Source organism: Ensifer sp. Root142 (assembly GCF_001426785.1).
GTDB lineage: Bacteria > Pseudomonadota > Alphaproteobacteria > Rhizobiales > Rhizobiaceae > Ensifer > Ensifer canadensis.
Genome location: NZ_LMFK01000018.1, coordinates 58,264 through 78,016 on the forward strand (window position 1 = coordinate 58,264; position 19,753 = coordinate 78,016).

Genomic DNA, 19,753 nt, shown 5'->3' on the forward strand with positions numbered 1-19,753 from the left:
AACCTTTTCTGAGGGGGCTGGCTGGCACGACTGTCTGTGGCGCGCGAGGAAGTCTAGGAAACGCGGGGAGACTGCCTGCAAGTGATGCTGAAGATCAAGGGGGCAGGGGCCTGATCATGGCCACATAGAACACGGCATCGCTCGCGCAATAGCCACGCGTTGCCTTTGACCTTCCGACAACTGATGCGGAAACCGGCAGGCGAATTGTGGACCGGGGCCGACTTCGGGCGTCCGCTTTCAGGTTGATACCAGCACGGGAGCCGCTTTGGTGCCCGGCTTCAGCATGCCGGTCAGCAGCAAGCTCACAGCCAGGAAGGGAACAAGCATCCCCAAACCGAAACGCATGTCGCTTTGCTCGGCAACAAGTCCGATCATTGGCGGTCCAATCAGAAAGCCGAGGAGTGCCACGAAAGACAGTATCGCCACACTTGCGGGTGCCGGCCGGTCTTTTTGGTCGGCTGCCGCTGTGACAGCAAGCGGAAAACCGACCGATACACCGAAGCCCATGGCGGCAAAGCCGATCAGCGCCAACCAGGCAGCCGGGCTTATCGCCACCAAGAGCAGCCCCGCAACACTGGCGAGCCCGCATGTGCGAGCCACAGCGACAGGCCCGTAGATGGTCTTGAGCCGGTCACCGCCGAACCGTCCCGCAGCGACCATGAAGGCGAAGATCGAATAGCCAAAACCGGCGCTGGCGCTGGCGAGCCCGAACACGTCTCGCAGGTAGACTGCCGACCAGTCCGCAACCGCGCCCTCGGTCATGGTGATGCCGAAGACAAAGAAGCAAATACCGAGCAAAGCTCGACTTGGTGGGCGGCGCCTGGTTTTGACGGTGTCCGTCTGCGTTGGCTCTACAACATGTAGGTCCGGCAACGCCTTGGCTGCCAGAAGGCTGATTGGCAACATAACCGCCGCTGCAATCAGTACGGCCCATTCAGGCGGCACGCCCGCTGCAGCAAAGCCGATGCCGACCAGACTGCCCGCCATGATCCCGAGGCTCCAGAAGCCGTGACATGTGCTCATGATCAACTTGGCAGAGCGCTTCTCGATGGCATCCGCCTCGACGTTGAGGCCCAGCTCCAATGTCGCCAACGCAACGCCCACGACTGCGAGTGTTACGAAAAGCAACTCGATGCTTGGCGCCCATGTCGGTAGCCACACCAGCCCGAGAAACACCATGAAGCCGTAGAGGATGGTGGCGCGGCCGCCGATCCGGGCGACGAAGCGGCCAGCGAAGGGCAGGGTTAGCAGGATTCCTGCTGGCATGCCGAGCAGGGCCAACGCCAGTTCGGCCGGCCCGAGACCGAGCTTTTGTTGAATGTCTGGGATGCGTGGCAACCAGGCGCCAAAAGCGATCGGCTGGAGGAAAAAGATCAGCATGATGAGCCGCTGACTGGTCATGCGCATTGCTCCTCGGCGAATTGTGCTGTCGACTTATCCGCAGGCCACCTTCGTCAGCGATGGCTTCGCGTATCCCGGTCTAGTATTGAAAATAATTTTCACAATTTGTGTGACAAGGTCGCGAGACTGTCAACCGACCGACGCCAGGATTGACCGAAATTCCGCGTAACCGACGCGCTTTCTTTGATCGAAATATTAGTAAATACGCAGCTATGGGGCGAATCTTCTCGAAAATATCAAAGAAACGCCCAATTCTGAAGAAGCTCGTCTGACTGCAGCATACGTGCGATGCTCCACCGGCTAAGATACGCCAGTGAAAAAAATGAACACAGAGTGCGGAGTTCCGGGCGCCTTCCCAATGGTAGCTCATCGGGGGCGCACAATGCGCAATTGTGCTTGTGAAGGAAAGCCCGCAGTCGGTGCGGATCGGCCCAGGATTCGCATAAGCCATCGCTGGCGCGAGGTTATCAGCGTCCGAAGCTCTGGTACTTCTCCCTCGCAGCGCTCCACCCAAACCGTAAAAATCAACGTTGAAACCACAACCGTCGCCGCTAACATCAGACCGGTGATCCCGATGCCGGCCAGCTGGTTGAAGGTTAGCTGCAGGCCAAGCATGGCAACCGCTAGACGAAGCAGTTTTTTCCCCGCGACGGAGATGCCAGCATCGGCAGACGCCGAGAAGCCGACGATATTGGCAAAAACCATCCCCAAAAAAATCGCGGCGATCATTGGGCTGAGAGATAAGACACATCCCGCGATGTTTCCGTCGACGCGTATGCCGTCCTGATCATGGACCTTATGATTGGAGGAGGCCTCTACTGCCTCCGAAAGCTTCCGTCATGTCCGCAGCCGCCCGCAACAGTGGCTCGATCATCTTTCGTATGAAGGGTTCATCCACGCGCGAACGCGGTCCAGCTAGTGTCACTGCGCCCAGCAACGCGTCGCCCGCACCGAAGACAGGTGCGGAAATGCCGACGGTCTCCGGATCGCGTTCTCCGAACGAGATGTGATAGCCATTCTTGCGGATCGTTTCATATGGCTCGCCCGGCTGGCCAGAAAATGCCACCAGCACTCGTCCACCGGAGCCGGCCGAGAGTGGGAGCACGTCGCCTTCACGTACGGTGTAGCGGATCGCATGCTTCGCCTCGATGCGGTAGAGACAGGTTCTGACATCTCCAGCCAGCACATAAAATGCGACGCTCTCCGAACTCTGGTCATTCAGCGCGCGCATGTGTGGCAACAGCACCTCCGCAGTAATCAACGAGCGCTGATAGATCGAGCCTAATCTGAAGGCTGCCGGTCCAATTCGATAGCGACCGTCATCAAGCCGCTCCATCAGACTTGCCCGCAACAGAGAGGCAAGAAGTCGCAGGATCGTGCTCTTGTACAGGCCCGTTCGCGAGGAGATTTCCGCGAGCGTCAAAGAGCGATCCGTCACCGTAAAGGCATTCATGATTGCGATGGCGCGATCAAGCGCGGCTACCCCCTCGGGCGGTCCGCTTGCCTCCTGCTGTGGGTTTTTCGTGTTCAATGCGGCGATCCTAACGTTTCCAATTGTCCTATCACCAAGATTTCTGATTGCATATCGTTCTGTCTGACAGAATATAATTCTGTTTGACAGAACGCTAATCCTCTGCGATTTGTATGACCCGGGTCGGGAGGACCCACTTTCGACGCTGTCGGTGGCGTCATAAAGGGAGGAAGCAATGCTAAATCGACGTCATCTACTGGCTTATGCGACTACTTTTGCAGCCGTTGCTCTCGCAGGCCCGCTTGACCCTGCGCAGGCATCGGACGCGCCGCAGCTGCAGATTTTCGTGCCGGCCGCCCCCGGCGGAGGATGGGACCAGACCGCGCGGACGATGGAACAGGTTCTTCGCGCCGAGAATCTCATCTCCGGTGCGCAGATCACCAATGTCGGCGGCGCCGGCGGCACCGTCGGCCTTCCGCAGTTCATCAACCAGTGGAAGGGTCGCGAGAGCGCCATCATGGTTGGCGGCATGGTCATGACCGGCGCGATCATCGCGAACAAATCGCCGGCGACCCTAGATCAGACGACGCCAATTGCGCGCCTGACGGGCGAATTCCTGGCTCTGGTCGTGCCTGCCAATTCGCCGTTCAATTCCCTTCAGGATTTTGTCGAGGCGCTCAAGGCAGATCCCACCAAGGTTCCGGTCGCGGGCGGTTCGGCCGGTGGTTCGGACCACATCCTTTTCGGCCTCGTTGCCAAAGCCTCAGGCGTGAAGCCGACTGACCTGTCCTACGTACCGTTTGCCGGTGGCGGTGAAGCGCTTGCAGCGCTGCTTGGCAATCAGGTCGCCGCCGGCATCTCGGGCTATGGCGAGTTTGCCGAGCAGGTCAAGGCCGGCACGCTACGCGTCCTCGCCATCTCGGCCGACGAGCGGCAGGCGGGCATCGACGCGGCGACCTTCAAGGAGGCGGGGGTCGACGTCGAGCTGTTCAACTGGCGCGGTATTTTTGCGCCTCCCGGCATCACCGAGGAAAACAGGGCCGGGTTGATTGCGATGATCGAAAAGATGGCGACGAGCAAGGCCTGGAAGGACGAGACGGACAAGCGCTCCTGGACGCCGATCCTTCTGACTGGCGAGGCCTATTCGCAATTCCTTGTCGAAGACACCGCGAAGATTACCGCGATCCTCAAGGACCTCGGTCTCGCTTCCTAATCCCTTCCCGAGAACGCAACCTAGTGGGCTGCCCGTAGATGGGCCGCCCGCCGGAGGTCAAAAGATGCTCCCACCCATGCATTCGAAACCGGCGTTACCCGAACTGACCCTCAGCATCGGCGTTCTGCTCGTCGCCGGCGTCATTGCCTGGCAGACCAGCCTCATGGCGGTCTCGCCTCTTTATGCCAAGGTCGGGCCGACGGTATTTCCCTATCTGACCGCCGCCGGCCTGACGGTATTGGCCGTGTCGCTCCTGTGGAGCGCCCTTCGCGGCGGCTGGCAGGACGAGGAAGAAAAGTCCACTCCGCCCGATTGGCGATCCATCGCCTATGTCGCGGCCGGGCTCGTTGCCAACGTGGTCCTCATCGGCCGCGTCGGCTTCACCGCTGCCTCCGTCATGATGTTCGTGCTGATCGCCCGTGGCTTCGGCAGCCACCGGACCCTGCGGGACGCCGCCTGCGGGCTGCTGCTCGCGCTTGCCGCATATTTCGGCTTTGCCAAGTTGCTTGGCGTCAATATCGGCGGCGGTGTCGTCGAGAGCCTTCTTGGAGGTTGACGTGGAAACCCTAAAACAACTCGCGACCGGTTTTGCCGTTGCCCTGACGCCGATCAACCTGCTCTGGTGTCTGGCCGGCACGACACTTGGGACGGCAATCGGCGTCCTGCCCGGCCTCGGTCCGGCGCTGACGATCGCGCTCCTTTTGCCGATCACCTACCAGGTCTCTCCGGAGGCGTCATTCATCCTGTTTGCAGGCATCTACTACGGCGCTATGTACGGCGGCTCGACCACGTCGATCCTGCTCAACACACCGGGTGAGAGCGCCACGGTCGTGACCGCGCTCGAAGGCAACCGCATGGCGCGTTCTGGTCGGGCCGGCGCCGCTCTGGCGACGTCGGCGATCGGCTCGTTTGTCGCCGGCACGATCGGCACGCTCGGCGTCGCCTTCCTTGCTCCGGTTGTTGTCGGCATGGCGCTGAAGTTCGGATCGGCGGAGTATTTTTCGCTCATGGTCCTGTCGTTCGTCATGGTCTCGGCCGTGCTGGGTCCATCGTCGGTACGCGGCCTCACCAGCCTGTTTGTCGGCTTCTTCCTCGGCATGATCGGCGTCGACATGCAGACCGGGCAGGCGCGCTTCACCTTCGGCGTGCCCGAACTGCTCGATGGCACGAGCATGATCGTCGCGGCAGTTGGCCTGTTTGCGGTCGGCGAGACCCTCTATGTCGCCGGCCGTCGTTATGCCGGCAAGGATGAGATCACCCCCTTGCGCGGCTCGCTCTACATGACGCGTGCGGAATGGGCGCGCTCCTGGAAGCCGTGGCTGCGCGGCACGCTCATCGGCTTTCCGATCGGCTCCATGCCGGCCGGCGGCGCCGAAATCCCGACCTTTCTTTCCTATGCGATCGAAAAGAAGCTGTCACCGCACCGGGACGAGTTCGGAACGACGGGCGCGATCGAAGGAGTTGCTGGTCCGGAGGCCGCGAACAACGCCTCGACGGCCGGCGTCCTTGTGCCGATGCTGACGCTTGGGCTTCCCACCTCTGCAACGGCGGCGATCATGCTGTCAGCCTTCCAGAGCTACGGCATCAATCCCGGCCCGTTGCTGCTTCAGACGCAGCCGGCGCTCGTCTGGGGATTGATCGCCAGCCTGCTGATCGCCAACGTCTTGCTGGTGCTCTTGAACCTGCCGCTGATCGGCCTGTGGGTTCGCTTGCTCAAGATTCCGCCGCCGCTGCTCTATGGTGGCATCCTCGTCTTTGCGACCATCGGCACCTACGGCATTTCCCAGTCCTCTTACGATCTGGTTCTTCTCTACGTGCTTGGTGCGATGGGCTTCGTTATGCGACGTTTCGATTTCCCGACGGCGCCAGTTCTGATCGGGATGATCCTTGGGCCGATGGCGGAGACACAGTTTCGCCGGACGATGACGATCTCCAACGGCGATTGGTCGGTTTTCGTTACGCACCCAATCTCGCTGTCGCTGCTCGTGCTCGCTTTCACGGCGTTGATTGGACCGAGACTGTGGAAGCATTTTTCGGATCGTCGCGCGGCGACGGTCGAACACGCACCCGCGCTTGACCGAAGGAACAACCGATGACGAAAAAACTCCTCGACGGCCTGCGCATCCTGGACCTGACGAACGTGCTCGCGGGTCCCTATTGCGCCTATCAGCTCGCCCTCCTCGGCGCCGATGTCATCAAGGTTGAAACGCCTCTGGGAGGCGATCTTGCCCGCCAGCTTGGCGCCTCTGCCCAGCTCAACGCGCAAGGCATGGGCGCTTCGTTTCTCGCGCAGAATGCCGGAAAGCGCTCCATCACTCTGGATCTAAAGAACGAAACCGATAAGCAGCACTTTCTTCAGCTTGTCGCGACGGCCGACGCGCTGGTGGAGAACTTCCGACCCGGGGTCATGGAGCGGCTGGGCTTCGGCTACGACACTTTGAAAGTGATACGTCCCGATCTTGTCTATTGCGCCATCTCGGGCTTCGGCCAGGACGGCCCGATGCGCGACAACCCGGCCTATGATCAGATCATTCAAGGGCTTTCCGGGATCATGAGCATCACCGGCACGACCGAGACCGCGCCATTGCGTGTCGGCTATCCCGTCGCCGACACGCTGGGCGGCCTATTCGGTGCGTTCGCGGTTGTGTCGGCTCTATTGCGCAGGTCACGGTCGGGTGAAGGCGCCTTCCTCGACGTGTCGATGCTCGAATGCACCCTAAGCGCGCTCGGCTGGCCGGTCTCCAACTATCTAATCTCAGGCGTGGAGCCGGCGGCGATGGGCAATGAGAACATGACGGCAGCCCCTTCGGGCTCCTTTATTACGGGAGACGGCCTGCTCAACATCGCGGCGAACAAGCAGGAACAGTTCGTCGCGCTATGCGACGAAATCGGCCGGCCTGAACTCGCCAACGATCCGCGCTTCGAAAAGCCCGACGAGCGCAAACGCCGCCGCGGCGAACTGAAGCTGCTGATCGAGCAGGCATTGGCGCAAGCGCCAGCGGTAGAATGGGAGCGGCGCTTCAATCGACGCGGCATACCGGCAGGGCGGATCCTCACGATCCCGCAAATCCTTTCAGAAGACCAGGTCATCGGGCGGAAACTGATGACGACATTCCCCGAAAGCGACGGTGCTGACCGTTTGACTGTTGTTCGCGGCGGGTTCCTGGTCGACGGCGAGCCGCCGGTGCCATCACGCCGGCCGCCGAGGCTCGGCGAACAGACGGCCGAGATCTTGGCCGAGATCGTTTCGCAGCAGGCTATCAGGGTACGCGCATGAACAAGCAAGGTATGGAACAGGGGCGCCAATGGGCCGAGGATTGGTGGAGGACCGATATTATCGAGATGCGCCCCGGCGTCATCCGGCTGCGCGGCCACGAGATCCAGGATCTGATCGGGAACATCAGCTTCCCGGCGATGATCTGGCTGATGTTACGTGGCGAATTGCCGACAGAGGATCAGGCTGGGCTGCTCGGCGTGGCGCTGTCGGCCGCGGTGGATCATGGCCCTCAAGCGCCCTCGATCGCGATCGCGCGCATGGCCGCGACCTGTGGCGTCGGCATCAACAATGCCATGGCCTCCGCGATCAATGTGCTTGGAGACGTGCACGGCGGCGCCGGTGAACAGGCACTGGTCTTTCTGCAGGAAATCGCCGTAGGCGTCGACGCCAAGGGCTTGCCGCAGGCAGTTTCGGACCGTCTTGACCGCTTTTTTGAGGGGAGCAATGGCTATGTGCCGGGACTCGGCCACCGCTTTCATCCCGTGGATCCGCGAGCACCGAGGCTGCTCGATATTACGAGGACCTACGCTGAGAACGGCACCGTCGCCGGTAAACTGGTCAATATCGCGGTCGAACTCGAACGCCAGGTTGCTTTGCGCAAGGGCAAGCTCATTCCTCTCAACATCGATGGTGCCACTGCAGTCGTTTATGGCGAACTTGGATTCCCGGCGCCGCTCACACGGGGGCTGTTTGTGTTGTCCCGCTCTGTCGGCATTCTGGCGCATGCCTGGGAACAATCTCAGCAGCCCGAGCGCAACAAAGGGCCGTTGCCACGTGAATGGCTGTGGCGCTATTCGGGGGATGAGGCGACTTTGGAGTAACCTTCGGGGGCGTTTCTCCCGAAGTCGTCTCAGAATGGAGACTAAGGGCGGTCACCCATGGCCGTATGGCGGGATACAAATTCGACCAGATAGCGAACGCCCTCGGACACGTCCGATTGCGCGTAGAAGCCGATCTCGATCCGGACAGCAGTCGGCAGGTCACTCGACTTGTCGAGTGCGCGACATCCATCCGGGATCGTCGCAGAAATCATCGGGCCAATCCCGATGCCGACCCGCACGGCCGTTGCCATCGCCACCAGCGTGGAGGCAACGCACGCGGTTTTCCATTTTATGTTTCTTTGGGATAAGGTCGCGATCGCCTGAACATTCCAGGGGCAGCTGTCGTCGAACATGATGAGCGGGAGCGGCTGGCTTGCGTCGACGACGAAGTCAGATCTGACGGCCCACATCAGGTATTCGGTCCAGATCAGAATTGGCTTTCGGCCAAGGCAGGCGATGTCGCAGACCGCGACATCGAGCTTTCCGTCTTCGAACATCTCCGCCAGACGGCGGTTCGGCTCGACGATAATGTCGATCTCGACCTTGGGGTTCTGATCCCTGAAGTCGCGTAGGATGTCGATCAGCCGGCTGGCGGCGAAATCCTCGACGACGCCGAGGCGGATCCGCCCCTCGATCACCTTGCCCGTCAGTCTGCGGCCAACTTCGTCGCTGAGCAGGACGATTTCACGCGCATAGGCAACCATGATCTGACCATGGGACGTGAGCTCCAGTCCCTTGGACGACCGGGAGAAAAGCGTGACACCGACGAGTTCTTCGAGTTTGCGAATCTGCATGCTGAGTGCAGCCTGCGTGCGATGCAGTTTTGCGGCCGCGCCGTTGACGGTTCCTATTTCCGCGACGGTCAGGAACGCCCGGAGCAAATAAGAGTCGAGATCGAGCATGGAAGCACCGTGCTTTCGCCGCTGTTGATGAAGTGCGGGCCGAAGACGTCTTGGGCTTCCGCATCCGGGACGCGGACGGGTTCGCCAAATGGCGACATCGGCAGCTGGATCGGACATTGAACGATCCGTAAGCCGGGCGCAACAGGGCCCGACCAGCGGGGCAGGCAACACAATCGCTGCCCGCCCGCTCATGTCGAGACAATCATGCAAACAGGACGCAGGCCTGCGGCGGCATGGAAATGCTGATCTCTTGCCCCCGTTCGAAGGAAATGTCCGGGCGGTTCGCACAAGCGGAAATGACCCGGTCGCCGCTGGAAAGCTCCACGGACACATGTCGGAAAGCGCCGAGCGTAACGACGTCCGCGACGCGTCCAGCCATGCCTCTCGCCGCAGCGTCCCTGGTGCTCGACGATATCTCGACACTCTCCGGACGGACGCAAACCTCCTTCATGGCTGCACCGTCGCGTGACGAGGCGACCGGAAACTCCCATCCGGATTCCGAGCGAAACTTCGAGACGGCACCATCGGTCGCGACGACCGAGCCCCGGATCCAGTTCGTTCGCCCCATAAAATCCGCGACGAAACGCGATTTCGGACGCCAATAGACATCGTCCGGCTTGCCCGACTGCATGATCTCGCCACGGCTCATCACGAAAATGCGCTCGCCGAGGCTCATCGCTTCTTCCTGGTCATGTGTCACCACGATCGCCGTGGAGCCAACCGCGGCAAGAACATCCTTCAGCTCCGTGCGCAGTTCATGCCTCAACTTCGCATCAAGCGCGGACAACGGTTCATCCAGAAGCAGCAGGCTCGGATGGGTCGCGAGTGCCCGCGCAAGGGCCACGCGCTGCTGCTGCCCACCGCTCAGTTGATGCGGACGGCGATGTCCGAAGCCGGTCAGCCGCACGAGTTCCAGCATTTCTCCGACACGGGCGGGGATCTCGTTTGCCGCGTGACCGCGGTGACGAAGTCCGAAGCCGATGTTCTGTTCGACGGTCATGTGTGGAAAGAGGGCGTAGTGCTGGAACAGCAGACCGACATTTCGTTCATACGGCTTCAGTCCGGCCATCGACTTGCCGCCGATGGTGATCGTGCCGCTGTCAGGCCGTTCAAAGCCGGCGATGAGACGAAGGATCGTGGTCTTGCCGCAACCGCTCGGTCCCAAAAGCGCAATCGTCTCGCCGGGCTTCACCGAAAACGAAATGTTGTCCAGCGCGACGGTTTCGCCGAAGCGCTTGCCGACACCTTGAAATTCTACGGCAGAAATCATCGTATTGTCCTCATGAACGAAATAGACCCTGGCCTACGACGTTGTCGAACCCGACCAGCCGGTCGAGGACAACGATCAGCAGCACCGTTACAGCCATCAGGATCACAGCGGCTGCCGCGATCGTCAGGTCGAAAGCGGCCCGCATGTTGCTGACCAGGGTAACGGGCAGGGTGGTGGCCGACGGGTCACTCAGGAAAAGGCTGATCGATACGTCGTCCATCGAGATGGCGAAGGCAAAGATCGCCCCGGTGATGATCCCTGTCTTCATCAGCGGTATGGTAATGGACCAGAACGCCTGACGCTCCGTGGCGCCGAGAATCATGGCCGCTTCCGTTAACCGTTTGTCGGCGCCAAGAAGGCTGGCAAGGCTGGTCCTGATGCAATAGGGCACGGTCACGATCACGTGCCCGAGAAGAAGCCGCGCCATACCGTTGGTAATGCCGGCCTTGGACAGAAACAGCAGCAAGCCGAAGCCTATGACGACGGGCGGAACGATCAGCGGCGAGAGGAAGGCGGATGTCAGGGTCGCCTTTCCGGGAAAATCTCCGCGTGCAAGGCCAACGGCGGCAGCGGTTCCGATCGAAACCGACAGGATCGTCGTCAGCACGGCCAGAACGAGGCTGGTGCGAAGGCTCGAAAGAATGTCCGCCTGGGAGGCGAGACGCTCGAACCAGTGCAACGACAATGCCGGCGGCGGCAAGGGACCGAGAAATGTTCTTGCGTCGAACGCCATCAGGCAGGTTATCGCAAGCGGGATTGCGAGAAAGGCCAGTCCCAGGCCGACGACGCAGTAGGCGAGTGCGCTGGCAGCCCGGTCGCCGGATCTGGCGGTACGAGAATGTGTGCTCATCGCGGGCTCTTCCATGCGTGCGCCAACGTTATGACCGAAATCACCGCCAGGGCTGCGGCGAGCATGACGAGTGAAATCGCCGCCCCGCTCGGGTAGTTGGCGATATCGCTGAACCGGGTGTAGATCACGTTCGACATGAAGAGGACGCGGCCCCTCCCGAGAACCATCGGAATGACAAAGGCGCTGATCGCAAACGTCAGCGAGATAAGCGTGCTCGATATGAGGGCCGGAAGGCTGAGCGGAAGCGTGATCGACAGATGCGCCTTCCATCCCGGCGCGCCGAGTGATTGGGCGGCGTCGAGGAGGCGCGGGTCGATGGACTGCATCGCACCCATCAGCGTCAGTGTCGCGACCGGTATGATCGAGTGCACCAGCCCCGCGATGACGACGATATTGATGTATTCACGACTGTTCGGCGACAGGCCGACTGTCAGCAGCAAGGGCCGCAGAATGCCGACCGAGCCGAATGTCAGCTCGATCGCATAGGTCTTGATCAAGACGCTCGACAGCACAAGCGTGATCAGAAAGCCGAGTGTCAAGGTGCGCATGCGTGCGGAAAGGCGTCGCACGATGAAATAGGCAAGCGGAAACGCCACGAGCTGTCCGACGATCGCCGCCACGCCGCCGATCCAGAACGTTGTCAGCAGGACATTGGCAAACGCCTGGTTTGCAAGCTCATGGTAGTTCTGAACCGTCGTCGCCGCGTTTTCCACGGAACCGACGCGTCCCGGGGCGAACTCCTTCAGGCTTTCGATCGCCAGGTTGATCAAGGGCGAAAGGAAACCGAAGGCGAGGACCAGCACCGCGGGCGCGAGCGTGATGGCCGCATCGCGACGATCGGGAATTGAAACTGCAGCGGTTTGCTGCCTGGTGTTGGTCATGATCGGACAGCCTGTTTGTCGCCCTTCCGGGCCCCGAAAGAGAATTGCCGAAGGAACGCTTCGCGCCTCCGGCAATCTTGTCGCACTGTGATTTAGAGCAGCGGTGCGATGTCCTGTTCCCAGCGCTTGGACCAGGCATCCTGCTGCTCGAGGACGACGTTGTAGTCCGGCACATAGACGAAGCTCGAGAACTCCTCCGGCGTGAAAGCGAGATGCTTGAGGTTGTCGGGCGTGGACGCCTTGCTGTTGAGCGGCGCTTCACCGGCCACCTTGGCGTAGAGCGAGCTCATTTCCGGGCTGATGGCAAAGTTGATGAAGTCGAGCGCCGCCCGGGTATTGGGCCGGTTTTTCATGACGCCGAAGCCGCTCTGGTAGAGGAATGCCTTGAAATTGCTGTCCTTGGTGAAGCGCGTCACGGGGAAGTTTTTCGCCACGGCAGCCCAGCCCGGCTCGGCGAAGAAGCCGACCGATGTTTCGCCTGATGTCAGCGAGTTGGTAAAATCGATATCGGTTACAGCGACGCGCCCGATATTGCCCGATTTCGCCAGGTCCTGCATCAGCTTCCAGCCGGGTTCCATATTGGTTTCGCTGCCGCCGGCATGCAAGGCAAGCGCCACGATCTGCAGCATCATGCTCTGCGTCGGTCCGGGCCAGCAGATTGCACCCTTCAGATCGGGGCTCAGGAGATCGTCGATGGTCTTGACGACCATGGGCGCAGTGTCGGTTCGTGCACCGAAATACATGCCTCCCACTGCGCGCGGAACAGCCTTGATGTTGCCCTTGCCGTCGCGAATGATGATCTTCTCGGGAATGTCGGCGAGATTGGGAATGTCTGTCGGATTGATGGTTTCCAGCCAGTCTTCCTTGACCATGCTGTTGAAGGACCCCTCCCATCCGGCCACATAGTCGTAATCGACGTTGGGCCAGACCGCCTTAATCTTCGGAAGGATTGCGCCCGCGCCGCCCTGATGCAGAACCCAGTTGAAAGTCGATGCATCCTGGGCAGCCGCAATCTGCTTCATCGCTTCGACGACATCTCCGCCCCATTCAACGGCGGTAAGCTCGCTGCCGGCAGCGAACGCCGACCTCGCCAGTCCCGTCATCGTTCCAGCAATCCCGAGCGCAGCAGCGGATCCCATAAACCGGCGGCGTGTCATATCCATGATCAGTTCCCCTTATTTGTGGCCGCTTCTGTGCAGCCTTGTGATCGCGGGGAGACTGAGGGGACGCCGTTCGAAGCGGTAGTGGGAAAATTATCTCCGGGATATAAGGATTCGTGAATGGTCAGCCGCGGTGTCGCGCGGCGTTTTTACTCTTCTCGCCACTTTTGACTATCAGGGATCCTTATAGGCTCTCATGAATTTTCAAGGTTCCAAAAGGCGCTCCCCGACGCGAATGATGTCGTTGCGACGTTACAGCGCCGCGCGTCCAAAGTGACGCGCAAGGTCGCTGCAACACTTTTAATTCGCTGCATAATTTCATCCTCAAATCGGTTTCGATTTCAGGAATATACAGTTGAAACGTGGGAGCCTATTTTGACGATTGACCGGGATTTTCTGGAAGACTTGCGAAGCCGCTTCGGCAATGCGGCAGGCGGTGAAATGCAGGACCCGCATTTCCGAGAAGTTGCGGCCAGCGTCTTCAAGGACGGCGATAGCCGCAAATGGCCATTTGCAGGCCCGGCCACATTTCTTGACGCGCCATTCATCGAAAACGGGCTGCGGTCCGACATTCTGGAGGCGCTCGACGTTGCCCTGATCGGCGTGCCGATGGATCTCGGCGTGACCAACCGTGCCGGCGCGCGACTGGGACCCCGCGCGGTTCGTGGAATCGAGCGGGTTGGCCCTTACGAACATGTGCTTCGGGTCGCGCCGATGGGCCGGCTGAAGGTTGCCGATGTCGGCGACGTGCCGATGCGCAGCCGGTTCGGCCTGGCTGAATGCCATGCCGACATCGAGGCCTGCTACCGGATGATTGCGGGTACGAAAACCATTCCGCTCTCGGTGGGCGGAGATCACTCCATATCCGGCGCCATCCTCAAGGGCCTTGCCGGCCACGAACCCGTGGGCATGATCCATATCGATGCACATTGCGACACGGCCGGCCCCTATGAAGGGTCGAAATTTCATCATGGGGCGCCCTTCCGAGAGGCTGTGCTCGCGGGTGTGCTCGACCCTCGACGTACGATCCAGATCGGCATTCGCGGCGGCGGCGAATATCTTTGGGAATTCTCGTTCGCCTCTGGAATGACCGTCATTCACGCGGAAGAGGTTGCCGAGATGGGCATCAAGGCAGTGATTGCCAGGGCCTTGGAAGTGGTCGGCTCCGGCCCCACCTATGTCAGCTTCGATGTCGACAGCCTGGATCCCGCCTTCGCCCCGGGTACAGGTACGCCCGAAGTCGGCGGGCTGCAGCCACGGGAAGTGCTGACGATGCTCAGGGGCTTCAAGGGTATCAATCTTGTCGGTGGCGACGTGGTGGAAATCGCGCCGCAATATGACGCGACCACCAATACCGCGCAGATCGCTGCGCAAGTGTTGTTCGAACTTCTATGCCTGGCGATGTTCAGCCCGTCCGCAAGGGTGAACAGGCGTTAACGGCCACTCCGGGCCGCAGCCCAAATGGTTGTGCCGGCTCGGATGCCGGCAGCGTCCGGCCCAGCAGATTTCAACTCTTCGGCCGGCATGACGGCCGACCTATTTTCGAAAGGTTGTTTCCATGACTGACGCGCCAATTCGCATCCTCGACGCCCAGGCGACCGCTGCACTGCTCCCATTCGGCGCCTTGATCGATACCCTGCGGCGGTCCTTTGCCGAGGGCTGCGTCGTGCCGGTTCGCCACCATCACACCATCGCAAACGAGGGGGAACCGGATGCGACACTGCTCTTGATGCCCGCCTGGCATGACGCACAGCGACCGGCGCGCTATCTCGGCTTCAAGATCGTCACCGTGTTTCCCGGGAATACCGCGCGCGGCATTGCCGGCCTGACCTCGACCTACATTCTTTACGACGGGCGAACCGGTACGCAGCTCGCGCTCATTGATGGAAACACGATCACGGCGCGCAGAACAGTGGCAGCATCGGCGCTTGCTGCAGACTATCTCGCCCGGAAGGACGCCAAACGCCTGCTGGTGATCGGCGCCGGCCGGGTGGCAAGCCTTATCCCGGACGCCTATCGCGCCGTCCGGCAGATCGAGCACGTGGACATCTGGGATATCGACGCGGGAAACGCGGCGCGATTGGCGGACAGCCTTGCACAACAGGGGCTCAGAACCTCCGTCGTCTCGGATCTTGAAGCATCGGTGCGTGCCGCCGATGTCGTGAGTGCAGCAACCTTGGCAACCCAGCCGATCATCAGGGGCGAGTGGCTGCGTCCCGGCACCCATGTGGACCTCATCGGTGGCTTTACGCCCGCGATGCGTGAGGCTGATGACGATGCTGTGCGGCGGTCTTCGGTCTACATCGACGCGAATGAGGCCCTACATGAAGCCGGAGACCTGGTTCAGCCCGTCAAGGCGGGCCTGTTTTCGGAGGCCATGGTACGCGCGACGCTCGACGAATTGTGCCGTCGCGATGTGACGGCAAGAACCTCGAACGAGGAGATCACGCTCTACAAGGCAGTAGGAACCGCCTTGGCGGATCTAGCCGCCGCGACGATGGTGTATGAGACTGCGTCCGCCAACAGCTGAGTGGCTTGCGACCGACCCATCCGCGGCTGCGAGGTATTGCCCTGCGACGATCGCTGGGGCCGGCTTGCGCTGATATGGGCGCGCCCGTGTCGCGACGCGGGTGACATCGAGCTTTACGGTCCGGCAATTGTCTTCAGGTTCTCGATCGCGCCATGGACCGCGGCAAACACCGGTGCGCTTTGGTCAGGCGTTCGCACTCGACCGGGAGGTTTGATTCCAGAGCGGTAGGCTATTGAGGCAATCTGTAATGATCGTCGATGTGACGTTGATGACGGGTGTCCTTGTGCCAGCCGATGGCCCTCCTGTAGCTGCCGAAGAGATTGCTTTTGCGCACGAAATCGACCGTCAGTCCATGCACTGCCTCGGCGTCCGGATCGACGTAGAGCGCGTCCACGGGACAATAAAGCTCGCACATGAAGCAAGTCTGGCAGGCCTCCTGCCGCAGGATACGGGGCGGGCCGTACGGCATGACCTGGAAAACGTTGGTCGGGCAGACCTGGACGCAGAGATTGCAGTCCGTGCAGGTGTCACTATCCAGTACCTCGATCATTATTCTGCAGCCTCCTTGTAGTCGCTTGGTTTTACCGGTTCCGTCCGGATTGTGATTGTGTCGAGGCCGCATACGACCAGCCGGTAACGTTGTTCTGGGTCCTGATTTGGGAAATCGTCGCGGCGGTGCATGCCGCGCGTTTCCGTACGCGCCAGGGCGGCGCGATACATGAAGCGAGCGGTGGCGGTCATTGCCTATGCCTGGCGCAGTGGTAGCACCTGGCTCTCGTCCGCGGCCGTAGCGTCGGCGATCTCTTGCCACAGCTGGTCGAGCCGCTCCAGCGCTGCCGACAGCCCGGTATGTGTCCGGAAATAGTTGACGTTGAGCGGAAAGACCTCATCCTGTACCGCCCTGATGATGGTTTGCGGATCAGCGGTAATCGCGTTTTTGCTAGCCCAGGCTGCGGGCCGGGCAATTGGACAACCTAACCGAAGTGCATCATGCCGATTTTGAGGGTAGGGGTTCAGCCCCCTTCTTGCAAATGTGCCATGAACACCTCGGCCGGTGTCCTGTAGTTGAGGCACTTTGAGTTTCGGCCGTCGTTGCTGTTTGCCGCGATCCGGAACTCACGGCCTATCGAAGTCACGCTGGCAAAACTGGGCGCGGCGCTTGCCCCAGCAAAGAGCGATATTTCCCAGAACAAGCCTTCGTCCTAGGTTCTGCGAATGCCATTCTGGTCATTGGTGCATCGCTGTTCACCGCTTTTTGGAGGGAAGCAGGACGGTTGGCGACACACGCTTCCACGAAAAACAATCGGCACACCGTTTTTTACTCTCGGAACCTTTGACCGTGCACGCCGGCGAGAAATCATCGCCGTGCAAACGGTGTCTATCTTAAGTGGAGCGATGGCCAAACCCACCAAGGAAGCAGCGTCCGTAAGTCGCTGATGTTTAGTGATGTTTTTGTACATTCTTTTAAAGTCAGCCCTATTGCAACTTCCGCGATTTTTGCGATATTGCACGCAATAGCGGTGCCCAAGTCAAGTGTGCTCGCTGGCGGCAAGACTACCGGAGATGGGAGGGGCCCGCGCACCGGCTTACATGTCGTAAACACTGCATATTAACACACAATGGATTTGAAAACGGGCAGTGTCATTGATTGCTCCGTCAGCAATTGTCTGGCACCGCGGATGAACCTCTGCCGTGCGAAGCTGCTTACTGCGTGTATGTTTGCAAGTCACGGAAGGAAGGCTTTGAATGTGGGAAACCTACAGGCGAATGAAGAGGCAAGATCCCAATGTTCAAATCTTGTCTGAGAGTGCAGAGCCAGTGCTTTGTAGGTATTTTCGACGGGTGCATTTGGCGGTCACCATTGCGATGGTTCTTGCCGCAATTGCGACATTCGCATTGCCCGGGTTGGTGCCGAATGGCACGCAGATAGTAAATTCGGCGCTCCCCTATAAAGCCGCGGAAAATTTGAAATACTTCGAAAATGTTAATCCAAATTTTGCCGCGCGATATCTTTTTTCGATCTTACTTTTTGAAGGCGTTACCACCGCAGGATGTTTATACTCGCTATACATTGTGGCCACGTGTGATCTACGCAGCATAAGGCCGTTGACAATACACCAACTTAGATCGTTGATTTTCTTTTCTTTGTTTGCTTCGATTATTGTATATTTTATATTTGGAATAAATTACATACAGGAAAGAAAAGATCATTATTCTGCGTTAGAAAAACTATTTCTAACGGATTGGATTAATTTTATAAATTGCGCCTTGTTTCTAGCGTTATACTTGTGCTTGCACGTTTTCATTGTTGCGCTCGTGAAGATTATACGTTTCAGGGGGGAGTTGATTAATGACTGAACAGCGGGAATGGTGGCGCAGTCTTCTGGATTTTACGCCCTCAGAGTACGCCTCGATCGGGGTGACCGGCATAAGGAACGTAACGACTGATGTGATAGATAAGGCCGTCGGAGGAACGATAGGTCTGAAAAGCAATATTGCCACCACCGTCGTATTCGGCGCGGCTGACGTTGGCTTTGACCAGTGCGTGGAGAGGCGAGACTGTCGCATCTCTAACTGGCCCAACTGTCGCATTACTAAATAGAATGTACCCGGCTACAACATCTGTCAAAGCTGAATAGGGCTGCGACATGCTCAGCCATTTAGACATGCGACACTGGCTCCGCCGGTCAGCCCCCGATCCGACCGGCTGGGCCGGGTTGCAAGGAAGGAGCGGGGCGGGTGATGACGCTCCCCTTCGGCTTTAGCTTGGACAGTTGAAGCAGCCGGTCATTCCGCCGCATCGAGGTCAGAGAGCGCCTGTCGCCGCCGGGCAATGACCGCAGGATCGTTCATGAAATCCTTCCGACGTCCCGGGCCGCGCGCGCGTCGAACGTAGCCGTTCTTCTCGCTGTTGGTCATCACCTCCGGCTTCGTCGGCTGCTCCTGACGCTCTTTGATATAGGCAAGAATGTCGCCGAGCCGCTTGTTCTCGGTGATCGCCGCATGCGTCACCCGCTGGTCCTTGTCGAACACCCGGTAGGGTAGGGAATGCCCCTTCCAACGCACATCCAGNCCGAGCCGCTTGTTCTCGGTGATCGCCGCATGCGTCACCCGCTGGTCCTTGTCGAACACCCGGTAGGGTAGGGAATGCCCCTTCCAACGCACATCCAGCCTGCCGTCGGCAAGCGCGTAGGTCTCGACATAGCGACCGACCAGCCCGCCCGCGCGTCACCTCGTTCTCTTCCAGTATGATCCGCTGGCGCTCGAACGAAAACGTCAACTGGGCACCGACATAACGCTGGGCGACCAGTTGCGGCTGGTTGACGGCAGACAGGTCCGTATCGCTCGGCACAAAGCGACGGATGCGCTTGTTGGTGTTCTCGACCGCGCCTTTCTGCCACGGTGAATTCGGATCGCAAAACCAGCTCCTGGCGCCGAGTCCATCTTCCAAAGCCTTGAAACCGCGAAACTCGGTACCACGGTCGAAGGTGAAGCTCTGCCGGGCAAAGGCGGGTAGCGGTGAGAAGGCATCGATGATCTTGTCGATGAGCGGACGAGAGTGACGGCTGCCATTCTTGATCATCACCGTGTAGCGGCTCTTGCGCTCGACCAGCGAGGTGACATTGGCTTCACCGAGGTCGCGCCGGAAGATCAGCAGATCACCCTCCCAGTGGCCGAACTGAGACCGATCGGCAATGAAATCAGGGCGTTGGCTGATCCTGCAGTCCAACGGGATCGAGCCGTCGCGGGGTTTGCGGGAGCGGCGCGGGCGGCGCTTGCGACGGCCTTCTGGCAGATGCTGATAGAGCTCCAGCGCCTGATCTTCCTTGCCATAGATGAAGCGATAGATCGTCTCGGTGCAGACACGCACGGCGCTCACGCCATCGGCGAACAGGCGACCGGCGATCTGTTCCGGTGACCACAGCGCCTCCAGCTGCTCGATGACCAGTGCGCGCAATTGCGGGTGCCGCATCAGC

18 protein-coding genes and 4 pseudogenes are annotated in these 19,753 nt (G+C 59.9%); 7 read left to right on the forward strand and 15 right to left on the reverse strand.

Annotation, left to right across the window (positions count from 1 at the left end; all coding sequences use genetic code 11):
• Positions 1-135: 135 nt before the first annotated feature.
• From ASD52_RS40160 to ASD52_RS19485, 4 genes and pseudogenes are all read right to left on the reverse strand, one after another.
• Positions 136-225 (reverse strand): annotated as a pseudogene (locus tag ASD52_RS40160) (ABC transporter ATP-binding protein); the annotation flags it as partial.
• A 12-nt stretch (positions 226-237) separates the two neighbouring features.
• Complete coding sequence (locus ASD52_RS19475; protein WP_057208075.1) at positions 238-1,401, reverse strand: MFS transporter; 1,164 nt, start codon at positions 1,399-1,401, stop codon at positions 238-240.
• A gap of 366 nt (positions 1,402-1,767) precedes the next feature.
• Positions 1,768-2,178, reverse strand: coding sequence for a putative sulfate exporter family transporter (locus ASD52_RS19480; protein ID WP_347369225.1), 411 nt, complete (start codon positions 2,176-2,178; stop codon positions 1,768-1,770).
• Positions 2,179-2,197: 19 nt separating this feature from the next.
• Entirely contained in the window at positions 2,198-2,932 is a 735-nt protein-coding gene (locus tag ASD52_RS19485; RefSeq protein ID WP_234907939.1) for an IclR family transcriptional regulator, read from the reverse strand.
• Positions 2,933-3,107: 175 nt separating this feature from the next.
• Here ASD52_RS19485 and ASD52_RS19490 point away from each other — a divergent pair, with 175 nt between their 5' ends.
• From ASD52_RS19490 to ASD52_RS19510, 5 genes are all read left to right on the forward strand, one after another.
• Positions 3,108-4,085, forward strand: a complete 978-nt coding sequence (locus ASD52_RS19490; protein ID WP_025428783.1) for a tripartite tricarboxylate transporter substrate-binding protein — start codon at positions 3,108-3,110, stop codon at positions 4,083-4,085.
• A 64-nt stretch (positions 4,086-4,149) separates the two neighbouring features.
• Positions 4,150-4,641, forward strand: coding sequence for a tripartite tricarboxylate transporter TctB family protein (locus ASD52_RS19495; protein WP_057225255.1), 492 nt, complete (start codon positions 4,150-4,152; stop codon positions 4,639-4,641).
• Between the two features lies 1 nt (position 4,642).
• The gene (locus ASD52_RS19500) at positions 4,643-6,181 is read left to right on the forward strand and encodes a tripartite tricarboxylate transporter permease (protein ID WP_057225257.1); all 1,539 of its coding nucleotides are present in this window, start codon (positions 4,643-4,645) and stop codon (positions 6,179-6,181) included.
• Positions 6,178-7,362, forward strand: a complete 1,185-nt coding sequence (locus ASD52_RS19505) for a CoA transferase (protein WP_057225259.1) — start codon at positions 6,178-6,180, stop codon at positions 7,360-7,362. Before ASD52_RS19500 ends, ASD52_RS19505 begins: the two co-directional genes overlap by 4 nt.
• Positions 7,363-7,373: 11 nt before the next feature.
• Positions 7,374-8,183, forward strand: a complete 810-nt coding sequence (locus tag ASD52_RS19510; RefSeq protein WP_244497489.1) for a citryl-CoA lyase — start codon at positions 7,374-7,376, stop codon at positions 8,181-8,183.
• A gap of 41 nt (positions 8,184-8,224) precedes the next feature.
• Here the strand turns inward: ASD52_RS19510 and ASD52_RS19515 are convergent, their stop codons facing one another.
• The 5 genes from ASD52_RS19515 to ASD52_RS19535 all read right to left on the reverse strand — a co-directional run bounded on the left by ASD52_RS19515 (position 8,225) and on the right by ASD52_RS19535 (position 13,255).
• Entirely contained in the window at positions 8,225-9,085 is an 861-nt protein-coding gene (locus tag ASD52_RS19515; protein WP_057225262.1) for a LysR substrate-binding domain-containing protein, read from the reverse strand.
• Positions 9,086-9,287: 202 nt separating this feature from the next.
• Positions 9,288-10,355, reverse strand: coding sequence for an ABC transporter ATP-binding protein (locus ASD52_RS19520; protein ID WP_025428789.1), 1,068 nt, complete (start codon positions 10,353-10,355; stop codon positions 9,288-9,290).
• A gap of 10 nt (positions 10,356-10,365) precedes the next feature.
• Positions 10,366-11,205, reverse strand: a complete 840-nt coding sequence (locus tag ASD52_RS19525; RefSeq protein ID WP_057225264.1) for an ABC transporter permease — start codon at positions 11,203-11,205, stop codon at positions 10,366-10,368.
• Complete coding sequence (locus ASD52_RS19530) at positions 11,202-12,086, reverse strand: ABC transporter permease (RefSeq protein ID WP_057225266.1); 885 nt, start codon at positions 12,084-12,086, stop codon at positions 11,202-11,204. The genes ASD52_RS19525 and ASD52_RS19530 overlap by 4 nt, the downstream gene beginning before the upstream one ends.
• Before the next feature lie 92 nt (positions 12,087-12,178).
• The gene (locus ASD52_RS19535; protein WP_057225268.1) at positions 12,179-13,255 is read right to left on the reverse strand and encodes an extracellular solute-binding protein; all 1,077 of its coding nucleotides are present in this window, start codon (positions 13,253-13,255) and stop codon (positions 12,179-12,181) included.
• Between the two features lie 366 nt (positions 13,256-13,621).
• Here ASD52_RS19535 and speB point away from each other — a divergent pair, with 366 nt between their 5' ends.
• Positions 13,622-14,683: an agmatinase gene (gene speB / locus ASD52_RS19540; RefSeq protein ID WP_057225270.1), complete on the forward strand. Its 1,062-nt coding sequence runs from the start codon at positions 13,622-13,624 to the stop codon at positions 14,681-14,683.
• A 121-nt stretch (positions 14,684-14,804) separates the two neighbouring features.
• Positions 14,805-15,776 (forward strand): ornithine cyclodeaminase family protein, encoded by a 972-nt coding sequence (locus ASD52_RS19545; RefSeq protein ID WP_057225272.1) that lies wholly within the window; start codon positions 14,805-14,807, stop codon positions 15,774-15,776.
• Positions 15,777-16,005: 229 nt separating this feature from the next.
• On the opposite strand, the gene ASD52_RS19550 is transcribed toward ASD52_RS19545, so the two are convergent.
• The 6 genes and pseudogenes from ASD52_RS19550 to ASD52_RS37555 all read right to left on the reverse strand — a co-directional run.
• Complete coding sequence (locus ASD52_RS19550) at positions 16,006-16,326, reverse strand: ferredoxin family protein (RefSeq protein ID WP_057225274.1); 321 nt, start codon at positions 16,324-16,326, stop codon at positions 16,006-16,008.
• The gene (locus ASD52_RS40165) at positions 16,326-16,517 is read right to left on the reverse strand and encodes a hypothetical protein (RefSeq protein WP_057225276.1); all 192 of its coding nucleotides are present in this window, start codon (positions 16,515-16,517) and stop codon (positions 16,326-16,328) included. The genes ASD52_RS19550 and ASD52_RS40165 overlap by 1 nt, the downstream gene beginning before the upstream one ends.
• 1,657 nt (positions 16,518-18,174) lie before the next feature.
• Complete coding sequence (locus tag ASD52_RS38595; RefSeq protein WP_156613000.1) at positions 18,175-18,444, reverse strand: hypothetical protein; 270 nt, start codon at positions 18,442-18,444, stop codon at positions 18,175-18,177.
• Positions 18,445-18,563: 119 nt separating this feature from the next.
• Positions 18,564-18,848: pseudogene (locus ASD52_RS38600) on the reverse strand (ISNCY family transposase); the annotation flags it as partial.
• A gap of 1 nt (position 18,849) precedes the next feature.
• Positions 18,850-19,077 (reverse strand): annotated as a pseudogene (locus ASD52_RS38605) (ISNCY family transposase); the annotation flags it as partial.
• A 3-nt stretch (positions 19,078-19,080) separates the two neighbouring features.
• Positions 19,081-19,753: pseudogene (locus ASD52_RS37555) on the reverse strand (IS30 family transposase); the annotation flags it as partial.

Bases quoted from the DNA above. Each gene is read 5' to 3' on its own strand.
- ASD52_RS19505 (WP_057225259.1), top strand. From the start codon at position 6,178: ATGACGAAAAAACTCCTCGACGGCCTGCGCATCCTGGACCTGACGAAC.
- ASD52_RS40165 (WP_057225276.1), bottom strand. From the start codon at position 16,517: ATGACCGCCACCGCTCGCTTCATGTATCGCGCCGCCCTGGCGCGTACG.
- ASD52_RS38595 (WP_156613000.1), bottom strand. From the start codon at position 18,444: ATGTCTAAATGGCTGAGCATGTCGCAGCCCTATTCAGCTTTGACAGAT.
- ASD52_RS19495 (WP_057225255.1), top strand. From the start codon at position 4,150: ATGCTCCCACCCATGCATTCGAAACCGGCGTTACCCGAACTGACCCTC.
- ASD52_RS19515 (WP_057225262.1), bottom strand. From the start codon at position 9,085: ATGCTCGATCTCGACTCTTATTTGCTCCGGGCGTTCCTGACCGTCGCG.
- ASD52_RS19525 (WP_057225264.1), bottom strand. From the start codon at position 11,205: ATGAGCACACATTCTCGTACCGCCAGATCCGGCGACCGGGCTGCCAGC.
- ASD52_RS19545 (WP_057225272.1), top strand. From the start codon at position 14,805: ATGACTGACGCGCCAATTCGCATCCTCGACGCCCAGGCGACCGCTGCA.
- ASD52_RS19550 (WP_057225274.1), bottom strand. From the start codon at position 16,326: ATGATCGAGGTACTGGATAGTGACACCTGCACGGACTGCAATCTCTGC.
- ASD52_RS19520 (WP_025428789.1), bottom strand. From the start codon at position 10,355: ATGATTTCTGCCGTAGAATTTCAAGGTGTCGGCAAGCGCTTCGGCGAA.
- ASD52_RS19475 (WP_057208075.1), bottom strand. From the start codon at position 1,401: ATGACCAGTCAGCGGCTCATCATGCTGATCTTTTTCCTCCAGCCGATC.
- ASD52_RS19510 (WP_244497489.1), top strand. From the start codon at position 7,374: ATGGAACAGGGGCGCCAATGGGCCGAGGATTGGTGGAGGACCGATATT.
- ASD52_RS19490 (WP_025428783.1), top strand. From the start codon at position 3,108: ATGCTAAATCGACGTCATCTACTGGCTTATGCGACTACTTTTGCAGCC.
- ASD52_RS19530 (WP_057225266.1), bottom strand. From the start codon at position 12,086: ATGACCAACACCAGGCAGCAAACCGCTGCAGTTTCAATTCCCGATCGT.